19 protein-coding genes and 2 pseudogenes are annotated in these 17,874 nt (G+C 63.2%); 13 read left to right on the top strand and 8 right to left on the bottom strand.

What is annotated here, in order from left to right; all coding sequences use genetic code 11:
* Positions 1-39: 39 nt before the first annotated feature.
* Positions 40-1,215, top strand: coding sequence for an MFS transporter (locus tag E6B08_RS10660; protein ID WP_136913960.1), 1,176 nt, complete (start codon positions 40-42; stop codon positions 1,213-1,215).
* 163 nt (positions 1,216-1,378) lie between these two features.
* Here E6B08_RS10660 and E6B08_RS10665 read toward each other — a convergent pair whose 3' ends face one another.
* Positions 1,379-1,750 carry a hypothetical protein gene (locus E6B08_RS10665; RefSeq protein ID WP_136913961.1) on the bottom strand — a complete coding sequence of 124 codons (372 nt, stop codon included), beginning with the start codon at positions 1,748-1,750 and terminating at the stop codon, positions 1,379-1,381.
* A 249-nt stretch (positions 1,751-1,999) separates the two neighbouring features.
* Between E6B08_RS10665 and E6B08_RS10670 the strand changes: the two genes are divergently transcribed.
* Positions 2,000-2,734, top strand: a complete 735-nt coding sequence (locus E6B08_RS10670) for a hypothetical protein (RefSeq protein ID WP_136913962.1) — start codon at positions 2,000-2,002, stop codon at positions 2,732-2,734.
* On the opposite strand, the gene E6B08_RS31095 is transcribed toward E6B08_RS10670, so the two are convergent.
* On the bottom strand, positions 2,670-2,855 hold the full coding sequence (locus E6B08_RS31095; protein WP_136913963.1) for a hypothetical protein: 186 nt from the start codon (positions 2,853-2,855) through the stop codon (positions 2,670-2,672). The two genes, E6B08_RS10670 and E6B08_RS31095, sit on opposite strands and share 65 nt — an antisense overlap.
* Before the next feature lie 365 nt (positions 2,856-3,220).
* On the opposite strand from E6B08_RS31095, the gene codB reads away from it, so the two are divergent.
* The 3 genes from codB to codA are packed head-to-tail and all read left to right on the top strand — an operon-like array spanning position 3,221 to position 6,948.
* Entirely contained in the window at positions 3,221-4,486 is a 1,266-nt protein-coding gene (gene codB / locus E6B08_RS10680; RefSeq protein WP_136913964.1) for a cytosine permease, read from the top strand.
* Positions 4,483-5,700 (top strand): PucR family transcriptional regulator, encoded by a 1,218-nt coding sequence (locus tag E6B08_RS10685; RefSeq protein ID WP_136913965.1) that lies wholly within the window; start codon positions 4,483-4,485, stop codon positions 5,698-5,700. The genes codB and E6B08_RS10685 overlap by 4 nt, the downstream gene beginning before the upstream one ends.
* 6 nt (positions 5,701-5,706) lie before the next feature.
* The gene (gene codA, locus E6B08_RS10690; RefSeq protein ID WP_136913966.1) at positions 5,707-6,948 is read left to right on the top strand and encodes a cytosine deaminase; all 1,242 of its coding nucleotides are present in this window, start codon (positions 5,707-5,709) and stop codon (positions 6,946-6,948) included.
* 72 nt (positions 6,949-7,020) lie between these two features.
* Here the strand turns inward: codA and E6B08_RS10695 are convergent, their stop codons facing one another.
* The 4 genes and pseudogenes from E6B08_RS10695 to E6B08_RS10710 form a co-directional block, all read right to left on the bottom strand.
* The gene (locus tag E6B08_RS10695) at positions 7,021-7,827 is read right to left on the bottom strand and encodes a DUF3618 domain-containing protein (RefSeq protein WP_136913967.1); all 807 of its coding nucleotides are present in this window, start codon (positions 7,825-7,827) and stop codon (positions 7,021-7,023) included.
* Positions 7,824-8,246, bottom strand: coding sequence for a phage holin family protein (locus tag E6B08_RS10700; RefSeq protein ID WP_416194379.1), 423 nt, complete (start codon positions 8,244-8,246; stop codon positions 7,824-7,826). The genes E6B08_RS10695 and E6B08_RS10700 overlap by 4 nt, the downstream gene beginning before the upstream one ends.
* Entirely contained in the window at positions 8,243-8,857 is a 615-nt protein-coding gene (locus E6B08_RS10705; protein ID WP_136913969.1) for a hypothetical protein, read from the bottom strand. Before E6B08_RS10705 ends, E6B08_RS10700 begins: the two co-directional genes overlap by 4 nt.
* Positions 8,858-9,063: 206 nt before the next feature.
* Positions 9,064-9,309, bottom strand: a pseudogene (locus E6B08_RS10710) (WYL domain-containing protein); the annotation flags it as partial.
* Positions 9,310-9,466: 157 nt separating this feature from the next.
* Here E6B08_RS10710 and E6B08_RS10715 point away from each other — a divergent pair.
* Positions 9,467-9,712, top strand: a complete 246-nt coding sequence (locus E6B08_RS10715) for an antitoxin (protein ID WP_136913970.1) — start codon at positions 9,467-9,469, stop codon at positions 9,710-9,712.
* A gap of 5 nt (positions 9,713-9,717) precedes the next feature.
* Here E6B08_RS10715 and E6B08_RS10720 read toward each other — a convergent pair whose 3' ends face one another.
* The gene (locus E6B08_RS10720) at positions 9,718-10,644 is read right to left on the bottom strand and encodes a LysR family transcriptional regulator (RefSeq protein WP_136913971.1); all 927 of its coding nucleotides are present in this window, start codon (positions 10,642-10,644) and stop codon (positions 9,718-9,720) included.
* Positions 10,645-10,949: 305 nt separating this feature from the next.
* Here E6B08_RS10720 and E6B08_RS10725 point away from each other — a divergent pair, with 305 nt between their 5' ends.
* The 5 genes from E6B08_RS10725 (at position 10,950) to E6B08_RS10745 (ending at position 15,733) form a co-directional block, all read left to right on the top strand.
* The gene (locus E6B08_RS10725; RefSeq protein WP_136913972.1) at positions 10,950-12,254 is read left to right on the top strand and encodes an MFS transporter; all 1,305 of its coding nucleotides are present in this window, start codon (positions 10,950-10,952) and stop codon (positions 12,252-12,254) included.
* Between the two features lie 28 nt (positions 12,255-12,282).
* A complete protein-coding gene (locus E6B08_RS10730; RefSeq protein ID WP_136913973.1) occupies positions 12,283-13,524 on the top strand; it encodes a Zn-dependent hydrolase in 1,242 nt (413 codons plus the stop codon).
* Positions 13,524-14,546 (top strand): histone deacetylase family protein, encoded by a 1,023-nt coding sequence (locus tag E6B08_RS10735; protein WP_136913974.1) that lies wholly within the window; start codon positions 13,524-13,526, stop codon positions 14,544-14,546. Before E6B08_RS10730 ends, E6B08_RS10735 begins: the two co-directional genes overlap by 1 nt.
* Positions 14,547-14,640: 94 nt before the next feature.
* Positions 14,641-15,189: an AAA family ATPase gene (locus E6B08_RS10740; RefSeq protein WP_202877491.1), complete on the top strand. Its 549-nt coding sequence runs from the start codon at positions 14,641-14,643 to the stop codon at positions 15,187-15,189.
* A gap of 40 nt (positions 15,190-15,229) precedes the next feature.
* Entirely contained in the window at positions 15,230-15,733 is a 504-nt protein-coding gene (locus tag E6B08_RS10745; protein ID WP_136913975.1) for an HIT family protein, read from the top strand.
* A 9-nt stretch (positions 15,734-15,742) separates the two neighbouring features.
* On the opposite strand, the gene E6B08_RS10750 is transcribed toward E6B08_RS10745, so the two are convergent.
* A complete protein-coding gene (locus E6B08_RS10750; RefSeq protein ID WP_136913976.1) occupies positions 15,743-16,309 on the bottom strand; it encodes a nucleotidyltransferase family protein in 567 nt (188 codons plus the stop codon).
* 516 nt (positions 16,310-16,825) lie between these two features.
* Between E6B08_RS10750 and E6B08_RS31310 the strand changes: the two are divergent.
* Together E6B08_RS31310 and E6B08_RS10755 are read left to right on the top strand one after the other, a co-directional pair.
* Positions 16,826-17,083 (top strand): annotated as a pseudogene (locus E6B08_RS31310) (GNAT family N-acetyltransferase); the annotation flags it as partial.
* Entirely contained in the window at positions 17,072-17,797 is a 726-nt protein-coding gene (locus E6B08_RS10755) for a GNAT family N-acetyltransferase (RefSeq protein WP_416194395.1), read from the top strand. The pseudogene E6B08_RS31310 and the gene E6B08_RS10755, both read left to right, overlap by 12 nt.
* Positions 17,798-17,874 lie beyond the last annotated feature (77 nt).

Genomic DNA, 17,874 nt, shown 5'->3' on the forward strand with positions numbered 1-17,874 from the left:
TGATCGTAGCATTCGCGGCATAGATAAGGAGCTATTTCCATGCGTATCAACCTACCTCTCATCGCGCTCGCCATCGGTGCCTTCGGCATCGGTGTCACCGAATTCGCGCCCATGGGCATGTTGCCCAGTATCGCCACCGGGCTCGGGGTGTCGATTCCCGCCGCCGGGCTGTTGGTCAGTGCCTACGCCGTGGGTGTATTGATCGGCGCGCCGCTGATGACCTTGGCGACCGTGAAGATACCCCGGCGCTACCTGCTGATCGGCCTGATGGCGATCTTCACCCTGGGCAACCTGATGTCTGCCGTGGCCAGTGACTACCTGAGCCTGCTGCTGGCGCGCGTCGTGACTTCGCTCAACCATGGCGCGTTCTTCGGCGTTGGCGCCGTGGTGGCGGCCAGTGTGGTGCCGCCCGAGAAACGAGCCGGCGCCGTGGCCGCCATGTTCATGGGGCTGACCCTGGCCACCATCGGCGGCGTGCCGTTGGCGACCTGGTTCGGTGAGATGTTCGGCTGGCGTACGGCATTCTGGGGTATCGCTGGCCTCGGTCTGGTGGCGATGGCGGCGCTCTGGTATGCCTTGCCGAACGTGCCGCTGCCCAAGGGCGACGGCGCCATGGCCGAGATCCGCGTGCTGGGCCGCGGCCCGGTCCTGGCCGCTTTGGCGCTGACCGTGGTCGGCTCCAGCGCGATGTTCACCGTGTTCACCTATATCGCGCCGATCCTGCATGACCAGGCGCAGGCGTCGACCACTTTCATCACAGGCATGCTGGTGCTGTTCGGGGTCGGGCTGACCCTGGGCAACATGTGGGGTGGCAAGGCGGCGGACCGTTCGATCGACCGCACCCTGATCGTTTCGCTGGTGGTGCTGATTGCCGTGCTGCTGGTGTTCCCGCTGTTGTTGGGCTGGGCGGTGCCGACGGCATTGGCGATCCTGGTCTGGGGCGCTGCGAGCTTTGCGCTGGTGCCGCCGCTGCAGATGCGTGTGATGGAAGCTGCCAAGGATGCGCCGAACCTGGCATCGGCGGTGAACATCGGTGCGTTCAACCTGGGCAATGCGGTGGGCGCCGCGTTGGGCGGGGCGGTGATCAATGCCGGGTTGGGTTATCCGGCGATCTCGTTCGCCGGTGCGGCGATGGCAGCGCTTGGGCTGGTGATGGTGCTGGGCTTTGCCTGGCGCTCGCGCAGTGCGGTGGTGGCCTGCAAGGCTGCGGCCTGAGGCCACGGGGTTTGTTCAAGCGCTACGCAATCCGTTGTGGGAGCGGCCTTGCGTCGCGATGGGGCGCAAAGCGCTCCCCGATTCAAGCAGCGCTGAAATAAACGGGGCGCTGCGCGCCCCATCGCGACGCAAGGCCGCTCCCACAGGCTTTGCGCACGCAGGGTCAGCGACGGTAGTGCCGGTGGGCGTCGTCATAGCGATGTTCCATCGCCCGGTGATGACGGCGTTCCCACTCGCGCTGGCGTTCGATTTGACGGCGATGCTGCTCGCGGCGCCATTGCTCGCGGCGCCACTCTTCTCGGCGATTATCCCAACGGTGGTCATGTTGATAGCGGTCGTCGTGGGCCAGCATAGGCCCGGTGTGCCCGTTGGCCACGCTGGCCAGACTCGGCCACGGATTGGCAGGGGCCTGCACAGCGGCCGGTTGGGCTGCCAGCGCAGGTTTGGAGGCATGCATCTGCGTGGCTGACGCCGAACCCACCGCCGCAAACGCGAACAGGCCAAACAGCACCATCCGGGGGACATGGAATTTCATAGGCGATGACAACCTCTTGCAAATTAATGACTTAGCCCATTGGTAGGGGCCTATACATAGACCTGCAATTTGCAAAAAGTTCTCTAGCCCGTATCCGGGCACCGTACGCCTGGCCGGCTTCCTGCGGACAAGGGAGGCTACACTCCTGGCGTTACGCGGCGGATCCGCCCAAAATGTGTGGGCCTTGCCTGCACGTCGCTAAATTGGCACCCTTGGGCCGCTTGAAAAACGACCAGAAGGAAACCGCCCTTGAGCTGGGAAAAAGTAGGAAAACTCCTCGTAGCCGTGCTGCTGGGCCTGACGGTTCTCGTAGCCGCCTATTCGGTCTTCATCGGCAGCCCACGCCTCGAGGCTTCGCTGACCTACGCCTATCTCACTTACCCCAGCCAATTCAGCGAGCGTATCAGCACGGCCAGCGAGCAGCTCAAATACGAGCAATTGCGTCCTCGCATCATTACGGTCGGCCAAGGCCGACTTGAGCCCGAACAGGTCGACCGCCTGGTCGACCTCGCCCAGGCCCCCTATGCGCAGCTGTTCGCCAAACCGTTCGAGGCCGGGCTGGTGGATCATCGCACGGGCCTTGTGATCGACCTGCACAATACCGGCGAAGCGCCGGTGCGCGAGGTCAAGATTCGCTTGCCAGCCAAAGGCCTGGTGCAGGTACGCGATGCCCAGGGCAACGACACCATCCCGGAAGAGGCCACGGCCCACGTGGAAATCCCCGCCATCGAGCCTGGCGGCGCCTGCAAGGTCTGGGTTTACTTCGACGCCGATTATTCGCAGATCCGCCAGGGTGGAATCGGCATCAGCCACGCCGATGGCGTTGCCGATGTCCAGGTCTATCGCGAATTCAAGGGCTTCCCCGCGTGGGTGGCGCGCTATAGCCGCGAACTGGTGGCAGTGCTCGGCGTCTTGCTGCTCAGCGTGCTGGCGCTGGGCTATGCCTGCCTGGCACGACTGCGCGCGCCGGTGGCGTCCCGTTAGCCGCCTGGGTTGGCTCAGGGCGCTGATGGCGCCGGGCGATTCGCAGTACTCCCCACAACAGTGCCAACGCTACGGCTATCCAGGCGCTGATCAGGCTGAAAAGGGTCATCGCAAGGCTCATACGGTCCTCCTTTGCTTTGTCGCCTTCTTGTTCATCTGACTGCTAGGTCAGTCTGGGCATTCATTTCACCCGGCAGCTGCGCTGATGAATGGTCATCAGCGACGCCGCTGCGCATTCGCTGAAGATCGTCGCAGACTTTTCACCGAACACGACCGGAATCCTTCACGCATTGTTCCACCTTGGTGCGTGGCGCCTCAAAATAGGGTAAAAAGCACATCCAGAAGCCCCTATCAAAGCAAAATAAGTGCACTCTGCACATAAATAATCATGCCCAACGCCCGCTTTCATCCCGTCGTTCAGCCCTCTTCGAATCGGCCCGCATATTGCTCTAGCTGCTCCACCTTCCACCCGGAGCTCTTCTCGAAATGACTGCCCCCAGCGAATTCCCGTTGACCGAAGCCCCTGCGAGCGCACGCAAGGGTCTGTTGCCCATCGCCATGGTCCTGTTCAGCTTCACCTTCTTCACCGGCACCATGTTCGCCGGCGGCAAGCTCGGCATGGCGTTCAATTTCGTCGACATGCTATGGATCGCCGCCATCGGTAACAGCTTGCTCGCCTTGTACGCCGCCGCCCTGGCCTTCATCGCCTCGCGCAGTGGCCTGAACACGGTTTTGATGGGGCGCTTCTGCTTCGGTGAGGCGGGTAGTCGGCTGTCGGACTTCATCCTTGGCTTCGCCGAGCTGGGTTGGTACGCCTGGGGCACCGCCACGGTCGCCATCGTGCTGGTGAAGATGCTGGGGCTGGGCGAGGGCTTCACGGTGCCATTGATGGTGCTGTTCGGTCTTGGTTTCAGCCTGACTGCGATCATCGGCTTCAAGGGCCTGGACCTGCTCTCGCGGGTGTCGGTGCCGCTGATGTTCGTGCTGCTGGTGATCTCCATGGTCATCGCCACCCACCACGTCGGTGGCCTGCAGCAACTGGCAGCCCTGGTACCCCACGAGGCGATGACGTTCTCGGCAGCGGTGACCATGGTCTTCGGTACCTTCGCCAGCGGCGCCACCCAAGCGACCAACTGGACGCGCCTGGCGCGCAGCGGGCGGGTCGCGGTCATCGCCAGCATCGTGGCCTTCCTGCTCGGCAATGGCTTGATGGTCGTGGCCGGGGCCTGGTGCGCGATGGTCTACCAGCAGGCCGACATCGTCGAAGTGATGATTCTCCAGGGCCTGTCGTTCGCGGCGGTGATCATGCTCTGCCTGAACCTCTGGACCATTCAGGGCCCGACCATCTACAACGTGTCGGCGGCTGCCTGCCACCTGCTGCGCAGCGAACGCCGTCGCAGCATGACCTTGGCTGCTGCCGGCGTCGGCATCGTCCTGGCGGTGGGCGGCATGTATGAAATGCTGATTCCCTTCCTGGTACTGCTGGGCTCGATCATCCCGCCGGTGGGTGGCGTGATCATGGCGGACTTCACCTATCGCCATCGCGGTCGCTACCCAACCCTGGCCTCGGTGCGCCTGCCGCGCTACAACCTCATCGGCCTGATCGCCTATGCGGTGGGCGCCGTGCTGGCCTACTGGTCGCCCTGGGTCGCGCCCTTGGTGGGTATCGGCGCTTCGGCGCTGTGCTATATCGTCTTGCTCGAGCTGACCGGGCAAGGCCGATTCGTGGTACGGGAGCCGGCTGAATCGTGAGCCTGGCCCTCGAGGAACTGCTGAGCCTGCCAGGGCTGGAGGCCATGGCCGTTCGTGCTGGCGCGCGCAACCTGCAGCGCACCGTGCGTTGGCCCTACGTGGCGGAGAACGAAGGCATCGCCGAGTGGGTGATGGGCGGCGAGCTGGTGTTCGTCACCGGTATCAACCACCCGCGCGAGGAGGGCAACCTATTGCGCCTGGTCGAGGACGGCGAAGCGGTGGGTATCGCCGGCTTGGTCATTCTCACGGGTGAGTGCTACATCCAGAGCATCCCCGCGAAGGTGATCGAGCGCGCCGAGCAACTGGGCCTGCCGCTGATCGAGCAACCCTATGCGCTGAAGATGGTGGTGGTGACCCACCTGATCGGCACGGCGCTGGTGCAAATGGCCCAAGCTCGCCGTTCGCGGCACGACATTCTTGGCCAGTTGCTCAGTGGCGACTACCCCAGCCTGGCCATCGCCCGGCAGCGCGCGGCGCACCTGCAAATGCCGCTGGACGAGCCGCGGCGCCTGGTGGCGTTGCGGCTGGCGGCGGTGAGCGGGTTGTTCGAGCGGCACGGGCCGGAGCAGGGCGAGCGCTTGTGGCAACAGGCCCGGCAGGCACTCGAAGACCATCTGGAGGCCTGGTGCCGGCGCTTGCCGGGCGCGCTCACCGCGCAGTTGCCGGGCGACCTGTTCGTCCTGCTGCTGCCCGACCAGGCCGACCTGCGCGTGCTGCTGGCGGCCCTGCATCGCCAACTGGCCGAGCCTGCGGGGGAGATGCAGGTGTTCATGGGACTCTCGTCCCCCGTGGGCGACTGCGCCCACTACCGCCAGGCGCTGAACGAGGCGCGCCAGGCGCTGGAGGTGGCGCAGGACCTGCGCCCGGCCAGCGGCCTGTGCGACTTCAGCGAACTGGGCGTGCTGCGTCTGTTGCAGGGTATTGGAGATCGCGCGGTCATCGATGCCTTCGTCACGCAGACCCTCGGCCCGCTGATCGAAACCGGGCGCAAACATCCACACGCGCTATTGCACACCCTCGATGCCCTGCTCAGCGAGAACGGCAATGGCCAACGCGCGGCGCAACGCCTGGGGCTGCACCGCAATACCGTCAACCAACGCATGCAACGTATCGAACAATTGAGCGGCCTGTCGCTGGACGACCCGCTGTTTCGCATGAACGCCTCGGTGGCGCTGCTGATCTGGCGCATGACCGAAGCGAACAACAAGGAGTAACGCCTGATGAACATCATTAACGCCCGCCTGCGCGGCAAGCCTGGCCTGTACCGCATCGAACTCAGTGGTGAGCGCATCGACGCCATCCATGCCCAGCCGGATGTGGCCGTATCCGCTGGCGACGGCGACATCGACGCCGGCCAGAACCTGGTCACCGCGCCGTTCGTGGAGCCGCACATCCACCTCGATGCCACGCTGACCGCCGGTGAGCCGGCCTGGAACATGAGCGGCACGCTGTTCGAGGGTATCGAGCGCTGGGCTGAGCGCAAGGCCATGACCACCCACGAGGACATCAAGAGCCGCGCCACCAAGACCATTGGCATGCTGGTGGATCATGGCATTCAGCACGTGCGCACCCACGTGGACGTCACCGACCCAACCCTGACCGCGCTCAAGGCCATGGTCGAGGTGCGTGAAGAGGTGCGTCACCTGGTCGACCTGCAGATCGTCGCCTTCCCCCAGGAAGGTATCGAAAGCTATGACAACGGCCGAGCCCTGATGACCGAGGCCGTGGCCCTCGGTGCCGACGTGGTCGGTGGCATTCCGCACTTCGAAAACACCCGCGACCAGGGCGTGTCGTCGATCAAGTTCCTGATGGACCTGGCCGAGCGCACCGGCTGCCTGGTGGACGTGCACTGCGACGAGACCGACGACCCGCAGTCGCGCTTTCTCGAAGTGCTGGCCGAAGAGGCCCGCGTACGTGGGATGGGCGCGCGGGTCACCGCCAGCCATACCGTGGCCATGGGCTCCTATGACAACGCCTACTGCTCCAAGCTGTTCCGCCTGCTCAAGCGCTCAGGCATCAACTTCATCTCGTGCCCGACCGAAAGCATCCACCTGCAAGGGCGTTTCGACACCTGGCCCAAGCGTCGTGGTGTGACCCGCGTCGCTGAGCTGGACCGTGCCGGGATCAACGTCTGCTTCGGCCAGGATTCGATCGTCGACCCCTGGTATCCGCTGGGCAACGGCAACATTCTGCGTGTGTTGGAGGCGGGCCTGCATATCTGCCACATGCTCGGCTACGAAGACATCCAGCGCTCGTTGGACTTGATCACCGACAACAGCGCCCGCACGCTCAACCTGGGCGAGCGCTATGGCATCGAAGTAGGGCGCCCGGCCAACCTGCTGGTGCTGTCGGCGCCGGACGACTACGAGATGATTCGTAGCCAGGGCCATGCGCTGGTGTCGATCCGCGGTGGCAAGGTGCTGATGCGCCGTACTCCGGCGCAGGTAGAGCGCTTCGCTTGAATTGAACGAGGGTGGCCTGGTGGGGCAAGGGACTGCGCGCAGCCCTTGGCGACACCAGGCCGTTCCTACATCTCACTCGCGAAAGCCAAGGCCCGATGACAGGTCCGTGTCTGCGGGGCGCTGACCATCGCTGGCCGCAAGCTTGTCGCCAGCCTGGTCGATGCCCTGTTTCACCGTGTCCTTGGCCTGCTGGGCGTTGGCCTTGAGCTTGTCAGTCACACGGTCACTGGCCGAACCCAGCAGTTGGTCCTCCTTGCGCGTCGACGGCAACGCCGCGCCCAGCGCCGCGCCCAGCGCAATGCCCAATGCTGCCAGCACCAATGGCTGCTCCTTGAGCAAATGGTCGACCTGGCCCTTCAGCGCGCTCGCCTGGTCACCCGCGACCTGGGCGCGATGGCGCAGGCTGTCGGCCGAGTCATTGACCGAATCGCGGGCGTCATGCCCCAGTTCGTTGGCCTTGTCGCGCAGGTCATGGGCTTTGGCACGCACATTGTCGGTGGCCTCGTGGAGCTTGTCGCCCGCCTGGGCGAAGGCCCCCTTGACGCTGTCCACTGCGTCCCCGAGTTTGTCCCCCAACCCTGGCCCGTGATGCGCCGGCCCCGGGTTGAACGGACGATTCTGGTTGATCGCCAACCAGGCCAGGCCCAGGGCAGTCAGGGTAGTGGGCACTGGATTGTTTTTCAGTGTGGTACCTAGGTTGTGGCAGAACTCTCCGCCATTGCCCTTGGTGTAGGCAAGCATCTGGTCGACCAGTTGGCCCGGGCTCAGGCGTTGCTCCAGGGCGTCGACCAGGCCGCTGATGCGATCGCGCTTGGCGTTGATTTCCTGCTCGAGGGTATCCGGGCTTTTTTGCGCTTCGTGTTCGAATGACGTGCTCATGGCAGCTTCCTCTTCAGCGTGTCCTTGTCTTGCTGCATGGCATGCAGGGTGCGGTCAGGCGCCAGGTGCGTGGGCTCGAACTGCTTCTTGCCCGCTTGCAGCATGATGAAGCCGACGATCACCGTGATGCCGCCGACCAGCAGCGCCGCGAGCCACGGCTCGACCACCGTGGCCAGGCCGTACACCGCCGCAAGGAGCAGGATGATGAACCCGGCCAGCAGCACGATGGCGCCCCCGGCGACCGCAGCGGTTCCGGCCTTGAGGGTGTTGAGGTTGTGCTGCAGTTCGGCCTTGGCCAGCGCCAGCTCCTTGGTGAACAGCTCGGGCACTTCACGCATCAGCTGTCGCAGCAGGCCGCCAACGCCCAGTTGGTCGTCGACATGAGGTGCGGGGCTTTTGAGTGGGTCATTGTTCATCATTCACCTCCTTTGAGCGGGTCACGGTGCAGCGGGGTGTCGGCGGTTGGGGAGTGCGTGCCGAGCTCCAGTGGGTCGGTCGGGGTGAACGGCTCGCGGGTCGAAACATCGCTGGAGCGGTCCGGGGTAGGCGGCGTCGAATGATAGGGTTCGCTCGCGCCATAGGCCGAAGGTGCAGTGGAGCCTGTCGACGGCGTGGCGTGCCGGTCACTGGCGCCGAGGAAACGTGATAGGCCGAAGCCGATCGCCACGCTGCCTGCCAGGAACAATCCCGGGTTGTCGCGTGCCAGGCGCGAGCCCTTGTGCAGCAGGTCTTCGGCGCTCTGGTGACGCATCTGCTCGGCGAAGCTGCCGAGGCATTCGGCGGCTTGTGCCAGGTACTGCGACAAGCCCAGGGTGTCCTTGTCTTCCAGGGCGTGGGCGGCCGATTGCGCGCCCTCCTTGAGCGAGTCGAGTTGCTCGGCGGCGGCATCGCGGTAATGGCTGTACTGCTCAGCGCCCTGGGCCTTGGTCTCGTTCAGCAATGCACCGGCTTCGTCGGCGATGCCGTGCAGGTGCTCCTGGGTGCTGCCGGGCGGCGCTGAGCCCGGGTTGTTGCGGTCGGTGCTGTCCATGGTCGTCTCCCTCGATAAATGGATCTCCGGCACGGGCCGGCTCATATCAGGTGACGGACAGCAAACAGGGGAGTTCAGTTAGGGAGATGGCCGGTTTTAACCGCACGTTCCCAACTAATTGCGCAACGTATTCAGCTGCAACGCATTCGAGTGCCTACGCAATAACTCGATTAATTATCGGCGCAGGCCAGGGTCTGGCTCAATTGTTCAAGCAGGCTGGAACCTGGCTGCCAATGCCAGCCGTAGGGCATGCCCTTGTTGTTGCAGTGCAGCGGGAATACCTGCGACAGGTCGTTGAGGTCTCGCTCGACCGTGCGCTTGCTGGCCTTGAAGCCGGCCTTGTGCAATGCCACCTGCAGTTGGGTACTGCTGAGACCGGGGTGTCGGGGGGGGAGCAGCTTGAGCAACTGCCATTGGCGGGCGATGGTATGGCGGGTGGTGTTACTGGGCACAAGCTCGTCCTTGAGGGTCGTGGGGCCTGACTTGGAATAATGGCAATTGGCTATATTGCAGCATACCTTGTCACAGAATCGGATCCAAGTTTGGTGTTCGTTGATTGAATCGCTTGTATGCTGAGGCCAGGTCTCGGTCGTTTTACAGGACAACGTCATGCAGAAAGTGTTGGCTGACACCGTGGTGAGTGTTGCGGAACTCAAGGACGATCCTGTCGCTGTGATGGCCACTGCGGGCGACTTGCCAGTGGCAGTGCTGAATCACGATCATGTCATGGCCTATCTGGTGCCAGCGAAATTGTATGAGGTACTCATACAACAGCTTGATGATTTCGCGTTGATTCAAGTGGCAGAATCCCGCGCCTCTGAACAAGGTGTTCCGGTTTCTCTGGACGATCTGTAATCGTTTCACCCCTGGTCGGTACGTGACATCAAACTCCCCCGCAACGCCTCGATAAATACGCTTTCCGCCCGGCTCATGCGCTGATCGCGGTTCCACAGCAAGTGGATGTCGACATCGGCGATGCCTTCATGGGGCGGCAGCTTCCACAGCAAGCCCGCCGTCACGTCATCGGCCACCACATGCTCGGGCAGGCAGCCGATACCGAAGCCGGCGATCACCAGCCGGCGTACTTCCTCCAGGCTTGGTGACGACGCCACGATACGGCCGGAAAACCCCTGTTGGTCGCGGAAGATCGTCAGCGGCGAGAGCATGCCGCCGATCTGGTCGCTGGTGAAACTGACGAAGTTCTCTTTCTGCAGATCGCCCTCCTGGCAACCGAACAGCGCGTGATGCCGACCGCAGAAAAATGCATAGCGCTGGCGCTGGAACAGCCGCTGTTCCAGGCGGGTCTGTGCCTTGCGGTTGAGGCTGAGCCCAGCGGTTGCGGTCTTTTCCTGCAGCGCGGCGACGATGTCGGAGCTGCGCATCACATCGATCTGCAACTCCACCCGCGGGTGCTGGCGATGAAACCCGGCCAGGAATTCGTCGAGGCGCTCGTTGACGATCCGGCTGATCATCAGCAGGCGTACCTTGCCCACCACTTCGTCGGCCGGTTGTTCCAGCAGGCCGCCGATCTGCGACATCTGCCCATAGACCTCACCCGCCAGGGCGAACAGTTGCTCGCCGACTTCAGTCAGTACGAAGCGTGGCCCACGGCGGGCGATCAATTGCCGCCCCAGTTGTTCTTCCAGGCGCTTGAGGGCCTGGCTCACCGCCGGCTGGGTGAGGTGCAGGCGAGCCGCGGCGCGGCTGATGGACAGTTCCTGGCCGATCACCCGGAAAGTGCGCAGCAGGTTCCAGTCGAGGCGGTCGTTGAGCAGGCGGTCGGACATGGTTGGGGCTCGATGATAAGCGTGGCTAATAGTTCGAATAATAAATAGAAAATTGACTAATCATAGCCTGGAGCCGATAAATCGTTCTTATCGAGACGGGTTTACCTGATGGTTGGCGGCGTCTTCTTCGCGGGCAAGGCCGCTCCCACAGCAACACAGCATGGCCCGGGCGTGTGCTGTATCTGTAGGAGCGGGCTTGCCCGCGAAGAATCCACCACCGATCCCTTGCCTTTACTCGACCAAGCGCCATCAGAGCGCCCAAAGACCTATTCACTCCTGCCAGAAAAACAAGCAAAGGAGCCACCATGAAGCCAGCCGCTTCGCCCCAGCCGCGCCGTGCCGCTGCCGCCGCATTCATCGGTACCATGATCGAGTGGTATGACTTCTACATCTACGCCACCGCTGCCGCGCTGGTGTTCGGCGCCTTGTTCTTCCCCTCGGACGACAGCCTGTTCAGCACCATGGCGGCCTTCGGCACCTTTGCCGTGGGCTTCTTCGCCCGCCCGCTGGGCGGCATCATCTTCGGCCACGTGGGCGATCGCATCGGGCGCAAGAAATCCCTGGTCATCACCCTGCTGATGATGGGCGTGGTCACCGTGTGCATCGGCCTGCTGCCGACCTACGCTCAGATCGGCGCCACCGCGCCGGTGCTGTTGATTCTCCTGCGCATCGTCCAAGGCATCGCCGTGGGCGGCGAGTGGGGTGGGGCGGTATTGATGGCCGGTGAACACGCGCCCAAGGGCCGTCGGACCTTCTTCGCCTCGTTCGCCCAGTTGGGCAGCCCGGCGGGCCTGATCCTTTCGCTGCTGGCCTTTGGCGCGGTGACCCGCCTGCCCGAAGCCGAGTTGATGAGCTGGGGTTGGCGCGTGCCGTTTCTGGCCAGCGCATTGCTGCTGTTGGTGGGCCTGGCGATCCGCCTGGGCGTCAACGAATCGCCGGAGTTCCTTGCCAGTCGCGAAGCGGCGCACAAGGCCCAACGCAAGGAGCAAGCGCCGGTACTCGAAGTGCTACGCACTGCCTGGCGCCCACTGCTGCTGTGTATCGGCGCCAATACCCTGGGCATTGCCGGGGTCTACTTCACCAATACCTTCATGATCAGCTACACCACTCAGCAGCTGCACCTGGAGCGCTCGTTGATCCTCGAATGCCTGTTCTTCGTGGCGATCATCCAGTTCTGCATCCAGCCACTGGCCGCATGGTGTTCGGAAAAACTCGGTGCCACGCGCTTCCTGGCGCTGGTGTCGGTGCTGGCGATGGCCTCGCCGTATCCGATGTTCGTCCTGGTCAGCACTGGCGAGGGGCCGCTGATCGTGCTCGGTATCGCCCTGGCCGCAGCGTGCATGGCCTCGTTCTACGCGGTGATCGCCGGTTACGTCAGCGGCATGTTCGCCACCCGTGTGCGCTACACCGCCATTTCCCTGGCCTACCAGGTGTGCGGCGCCATCGCCGGCGGGCTGACCCCGCTGATCGGCACTTGGCTGGCCCATAGCTTTGTCGGCCAATGGTGGCCGATGGCGCTGTTCTACACGCTCATTGCCAGCATCTCGCTGATCTGCGTGCTGGCCCTGGCGCGCCAGCATGCCCATGCCCAGCGCCTGGAACTGGCCTGATCTCGCATCGTTCAAGGAGACTCCATTCATGTTGAAAAGCAACGGCGAACGCCTGTGGGCGAGCCTCATGGCCATGGCCGAAGTGGGCGCCACCGCGCGTGGTGGTAGCTGCCGCCTGGCACTCAGCGACGAAGACAAAGCCGGCCGCGAACTGTTCAGCCACTGGTGCCGTGAGGCCGGCCTGAACCTGTCGGTGGATGCGATCGGCAACCTGTTTGCCCGCCGCGCCGGTACCGATCCGCACGCCGCACCCGTGATGATCGGCAGCCACCTCGATACCCAGCCCGAGGGTGGCCGTTTCGATGGCGTGTATGGCGTGCTGGCCGGCCTGGAGGTGGTACGCCGCCTCAACGACCTCGGTATCGCCACCCGTAAACCGCTGGAAATCGCGGTGTGGACCAACGAGGAGGGCGCACGCTTCACCCCGGCCATGTTCGGTTCGGCGGTGTTCACCGGCACCCTCGACCTGGAGCAGGCCCTGGCGATTCGCGATGCCGACGGCATACGCGTTGCCGACGAACTGCAACGTACCGGTTACGCCGGTGACCGCCCGCTGGGTGGCAAGGTCGATGCCTACTTCGAGGCGCATATCGAGCAGGGCCCAATCCTCGAGGACAATGCCAAGTCCATCGGCGTGGTCAGCGGCGGCCAGGCCATTCGCTGGCTCGACGTGACCGTCGAAGGCATGGCCGCGCATGCCGGCACCACCCCGATGCCACTGCGCAAGGACGCCCTCTACGGCGCTGCGCGGATGATCCAGGCGGTGGAGCAACTGGCCGCCGACTTCGCCCCGGAAGGCCTGACCACAGTCGGCGAACTGTCGATCGCCAAGTCCTCGCGCAACACCATCCCTGGCCTGTTGCGCTTCACCGTGGACCTGCGCCACCACCGCGACGAGGCCATCGAGGCGATGGAGCGTGATCTGGGCCAGGCGCTGCAAGCAATTGCCACCCAGCGTGGCTTGCAGGTGCGCATTGAGCGCCATTGGGTGAGCCCGGCGACGCCGTTCGATACCGAGTGCGTGGCAGCAGTGCAGCACGCCGTCGATGGCCTGGGCTACAGCCAGCAGCGCATCGTCAGCGGTGCCGGCCACGATGCCATCCTACTGGCCCGCTACTGCCCGACGGCAATGGTCTTCATCCCTTGCGTTGGCGGCCTGAGCCACAACGAAGCCGAAGATGTACTGCAGGACGACGCCCGCCAGGGTGCCGACGTATTGCTCAATGCCGTGCTGGCCCGTGCTGTCCAAGTTGAACGAGGAGATGCCTGATGCGTTGCTACTTCCACCCCGAACAGCTGCTGCACCACCCGCGCAGCTACTACTCGCGCGGTGCCATGCGCACCCCGCAGGAAGTCCCCGAACGTGCCCAACGCCTGCTGCAGGCAGCCAAGACCCTGGGCATGGACATCCGCCAGCCCGACGACGCCGGCCTCGACCCGCTCAAGGCCGTGCACGGCGAGGCCTACCTGGCCTTCCTCGAAGAGGCCCATGCACGTTGGAAGGAAGTGCCCGAGGACTGGGGCGACGAGGTGATGTCGAACATCTTCGTGCGTGAACCCAACGCCTTGCGCGGCATTCTCGCCCAGGCTGGGCGCTACCTGGCCGATGGCAGTTGCCCGGTCGGCGAGAACACCTGGCGGTCGGCCTACTGGTCGGCGCAGAGCGCGGTGGCCGGTGCCAAGGCGATCCTCGATGGCGAGCCTGCCGCCTACGCCCTGTGCCGCCCGCCGGGGCACCATGCGCGCTTCGATGCCGCCGGGGGCTTCTGCTACATCAACAGCGCCGCGGTGGCCGCCCAGGTGCTGCGCGGCCGTTATGGTCGGGTGGCGATCCTCGATACCGACATGCACCACGGCCAGGGCATCCAGGAGATCTTCTACGATCGTAACGATGTACTGTACGTCTCGACCCATGGTGACCCGACCAACTTCTACCCGGGCGTGGCAGGGTACGAGGACGAGCGCGGCGTAGGTGCGGGGGAGGGCTACAACGTCAACCTGCCCATGCCCCATGGCGCCAGCGAGGCCGACTTCCTGGCGCAGCTGGACGTGGCCCTTGCGGCCGTGAAGGACTTCGGTGCCGAGGCACTGGTGCTGTCGCTGGGCTTCGACATCTACGAGCTGGACCCGCAGACCAAGGTGGCGGTGACCACAGCAGGGTTCGCCACCCTGGGCGAGCGTATTCGCGGGCTGGGCCTGCCGTGCCTGATCGTGCAGGAGGGCGGGTACCATCTGCAAAGCCTGGAGGCGAATGCGCAGGCGTTCTTCGCCGAGCCTGCGGCCTGGCGCTGAGAGCGTTTGGCGAGTCGGCATAAACCGTGCATCGCGCTGGATCGACGTAACCTCGCGGTTATCCGCCACCCAGCGCTCAGGATGTTCGTTCGCCATGACCGACAGTTCTCCCTCATTGGACGATGCGCCCTATGTCAATCTCCTGCAGAAATTGCCGGGCCCGGTGACAGTGGGTCAGCCGCTTGTCATCAATCCGGACGACTATCTGGAGACCGCGGTGGGTCGGGTGTTCACGGCTGAGCGCAACCAGCGCGCCTGGGAACGAGCCTGGGCGCGCTTGCGCAGTGAGTTGGCAGCCGCCCGGCCCGGCACTCACGTGTACCTGGTGATGGGGGTTCAAGGCTCCGGCAAGTCGCGCTGGGTGGTAGACAATCTCGGCAGGCTCGGTCCTACCGCCATCGTCTTCGACGCTGCACTGCCCGCGCGCCTTCATCGGCAGAAGCTGCTCGCAATAGCACAGGCGTTCGCCGTGCCGGTGATCGCGGTGTTCATCCGCGCGCCGCTGGATCTGGCGCTCCAACGAAACGCCCAGCGGACCGTCGACAAGCGTGTGCCGGAGGCGGCGGTCAGGAGTGTGTTCAGCTTGTTGGAACCACCTTCGAAAGAGGAAGGGTTCATCTGGGTGGAGACGGTCGAGCAATGAGTAATGCACACTGTGTCAGAAGGTATTGAAAGGAATCGCCATGCCGCTAATTGAAAGTCAGCTACATATACCGCAATCATTCATCGTTCACGAAACCGACCACTGGGTACTGAACCACAGCTTCGCCTCAGCGCTGCCGGGGTACCTGATCCTGGGCGCAAAAGCGCCGGTGGATTCACTGGCCGACCTGCAGCCGGCAGCACTGCACGAATTCGGCGAACTGTTAGCGCGTGCCCAGCGCATCATGCAAGACACGCTCACGCCTGAGCGGTTGTATATCAGCCGGTATGGTCATTCGCCGGGCTATCCAGTCCACTTCCACCTGATTCCTGTCTATACGTGGGTGGAAAAGCTGTTCTGGGCAGACCAGCGCTACCGCCTGTTGCAGTCCTTCGCCAATCCGGAGAAAGCCCAGACCCGCACCGATGGCGCGGAACTCACCCTGTTCATCTGGCGCGAATTTGGTGAGAAGCAGGTGCCACCCCCTGTCGACGGCCCGTCAATCGAACAGGTTATCGAGCAGTTGCGCGTGGCGTTCGCCTGAGAGTGCGGATCATTCGAGCGGGGCGATTAGTCTGAGCCAGTGCCAACGAGCGCGATAACTGTCGGCCTTTCTGGCGAAGAGTTCTGGCTGGGGGAAGTGCGGGTTGATCCGCAGGACGCCATGTTGCACATCTTCCAACCCGTAAGGTGCGTAGATCTCGCCGGTATTGGCCTCTAGGCCGATGGCGGTCCCGGCAATCAGAAAGCGGTCGATGCCTTCGCGAGCCGATTGCAACGGTGAATAATCGCCGCCGAAGCGCTGCTTGAACCAGAGATGCACCCGCGCCTGATTGCGTAGCTCGACGTTCACGCCCAGGTCAGCGAATAGCGACTTTGCTGCCCGGATAACAGCGTCCTCCGCCTCCCATGACAGATCTTCGTCGAAATAGAACACGTCGTAATCATTGACTCCCCAGCCCAATGGCAGACCTGACTGACGGTTCCAGACCGCTTGAAACAGGCATCCCGCGGTAAGGAGGCACTGATCGAGCTTGAGCGCTGGTAGGCGAGCGGCGATTTCAGCGTTGATCGGGTTGGCCAATGCGGTAGCGAGCAGATCGTTGGCAGTCATTGTCATGGGTTTCCTATTGGCGCGGTAAGTGCAGCTCGGTACGCGCTAGAAGCTAACCAGCTCGGACCCGAGGGGGCGTGGATTTTGTGCAATATCGTGCAATATCGATACCGCTGTTGCCCCCTCCATCCAGCACCCCTCCAATCCAGACCTTGAGCAATGCCATGCATGAAACACGTAATCGCCACCTCGCAGATGTTGTCGACTTCGCTGACGTGCTTCAACTTAGGTGCGCAGTGGATGTGTCTGAAAGATCGCATAATGTCTGGCAACTGTTGCAATCAAGACAACAGGAGGCTTCTGCGTGACTAGCTGGCCAGCAGATCCACATGACCGTGACGTGGCATTCATGCGTTCAGAAAAGGATTCGGTTCTGATATTCAAGTCGATCGATTTGGATACCCACATCGACCTCTGTATACGTTTTCGCATCGACACTGCCATCTGCGCATTCGGTACAGCTGAGCGCTTCATGAACCCGATGGAAAGGGGGCCGAACGTTACGCGGCTTGGCTACGCGCCCGAGCCGAGCTACTCCCAGGCAGCATGGTCCACTTGTGGCGGGATGAGGCGATAATCGGGCAGATCGAAATGGGGCTGGTACCGAGTGACCCAAGCATCGGCTACGTCAACCTGTTCTACCTCACCCCCGAAACACGCGGGAAGGGGCTGGGGGTACTGTTGGAAGCCTATGCCTGGGCGTACCTGAGCGGTTTGGGTTGCAGTGCGCTACGGCTCTCAGTCAGTCCGTCCAACAAAGCTGCGTGGATGTTTTGCGACAAACACGGCTGGCAGGATCTTGGTCCTCGTGGGGACGAAGCTGCGGTGCACCTGCTAGAAAAACGGATGGCCGATCCACAACGCCTACACGGCAATGAGGCGGTATGGACGAACACGCTCACACCTACATTGCCTGTGCCGTTGATTCTGCAAAGCGAGCGACTGACGTTGGTCCCCGCTGACGTTCGGTTGGCTGGGCGGCTGGTCGATGCGTTGAACGCGAGTTATGAACTGCACCGTGATTTTCTGCTTTGGAGCCAGCCGTACTGGTCGCAACAGGAAGCAGAGCAAAGTTTGCAACGCGCTGCGAAGGACTTCTTTCTTCCGACGGGCGAGAAACGCTATTTCGTTCTATCTCGCAGCGAGGCGGGACAGATTGTCGGTTGCATCGGATTGCTCCCCCGCTCCGGAGCTCCCGAACAATTCGAGATAGGTTACTGGGCTAGCCAGCCTCATGCCGGCAAGGGACTGATGAAGGAAGCACTGACCCGCATGGTAGCGGCTCTGAGTGGGTATTCGCTCTATCTCACTGCTGCTTCAGCGAACGAGGCGAGTCAGCGGCTCGCCGAGTCGGTGGGCTTTCGGCGGATAGACGTCATCGTTGGCGCGCGGCGATCGGAGAAGTACGGGGTGTGTGACACCTTCGTGTATCGCCGGCCGGCTGCGGCTGATGGTGCTGTGATGCCTAGCTGTCCAAACTTGGTCAGGCCCTGACTGCCAACTGTCTCGATCTGTTCAGCAAACCGCTCTACCTAGTGCTTTTTCGGGCTTTTCAGGCCGTTTTTCGCTGG

The sequence above is a fragment of the Pseudomonas putida genome (assembly GCF_005080685.1).
In the GTDB taxonomy this organism is placed as follows: Bacteria; Pseudomonadota; Gammaproteobacteria; order Pseudomonadales; family Pseudomonadaceae; genus Aquipseudomonas; species Aquipseudomonas putida_V.

What these genes read in the sequence shown, in the direction of transcription:
- E6B08_RS10735 (WP_136913974.1), top strand. Translation starts at nt 13,524, where the DNA reads ATGCGTTGCTACTTCCACCCCGAACAGCTGCTGCACCACCCGCGCAGC.
- E6B08_RS31095 (WP_136913963.1), bottom strand. Translation starts at nt 2,855, where the DNA reads ATGAGCCTTGCGATGACCCTTTTCAGCCTGATCAGCGCCTGGATAGCC.
- E6B08_RS10720 (WP_136913971.1), bottom strand. Translation starts at nt 10,644, where the DNA reads ATGTCCGACCGCCTGCTCAACGACCGCCTCGACTGGAACCTGCTGCGC.
- E6B08_RS10730 (WP_136913973.1), top strand. Translation starts at nt 12,283, where the DNA reads ATGTTGAAAAGCAACGGCGAACGCCTGTGGGCGAGCCTCATGGCCATG.
- E6B08_RS10755 (WP_416194395.1), top strand. Translation starts at nt 17,072, where the DNA reads ATGTTTTGCGACAAACACGGCTGGCAGGATCTTGGTCCTCGTGGGGAC.
- E6B08_RS10665 (WP_136913961.1), bottom strand. Translation starts at nt 1,750, where the DNA reads ATGAAATTCCATGTCCCCCGGATGGTGCTGTTTGGCCTGTTCGCGTTT.
- E6B08_RS10660 (WP_136913960.1), top strand. Translation starts at nt 40, where the DNA reads ATGCGTATCAACCTACCTCTCATCGCGCTCGCCATCGGTGCCTTCGGC.
- E6B08_RS10745 (WP_136913975.1), top strand. Translation starts at nt 15,230, where the DNA reads ATGCCGCTAATTGAAAGTCAGCTACATATACCGCAATCATTCATCGTT.
- E6B08_RS10705 (WP_136913969.1), bottom strand. Translation starts at nt 8,857, where the DNA reads ATGGACAGCACCGACCGCAACAACCCGGGCTCAGCGCCGCCCGGCAGC.
- E6B08_RS10700 (WP_416194379.1), bottom strand. Translation starts at nt 8,246, where the DNA reads ATGATGAACAATGACCCACTCAAAAGCCCCGCACCTCATGTCGACGAC.
- codB (WP_136913964.1), top strand. Translation starts at nt 3,221, where the DNA reads ATGACTGCCCCCAGCGAATTCCCGTTGACCGAAGCCCCTGCGAGCGCA.
- E6B08_RS10740 (WP_202877491.1), top strand. Translation starts at nt 14,641, where the DNA reads ATGACCGACAGTTCTCCCTCATTGGACGATGCGCCCTATGTCAATCTC.
- E6B08_RS10715 (WP_136913970.1), top strand. Translation starts at nt 9,467, where the DNA reads ATGCAGAAAGTGTTGGCTGACACCGTGGTGAGTGTTGCGGAACTCAAG.
- E6B08_RS10750 (WP_136913976.1), bottom strand. Translation starts at nt 16,309, where the DNA reads ATGACAATGACTGCCAACGATCTGCTCGCTACCGCATTGGCCAACCCG.
- codA (WP_136913966.1), top strand. Translation starts at nt 5,707, where the DNA reads ATGAACATCATTAACGCCCGCCTGCGCGGCAAGCCTGGCCTGTACCGC.
- E6B08_RS10695 (WP_136913967.1), bottom strand. Translation starts at nt 7,827, where the DNA reads ATGAGCACGTCATTCGAACACGAAGCGCAAAAAAGCCCGGATACCCTC.
- E6B08_RS10725 (WP_136913972.1), top strand. Translation starts at nt 10,950, where the DNA reads ATGAAGCCAGCCGCTTCGCCCCAGCCGCGCCGTGCCGCTGCCGCCGCA.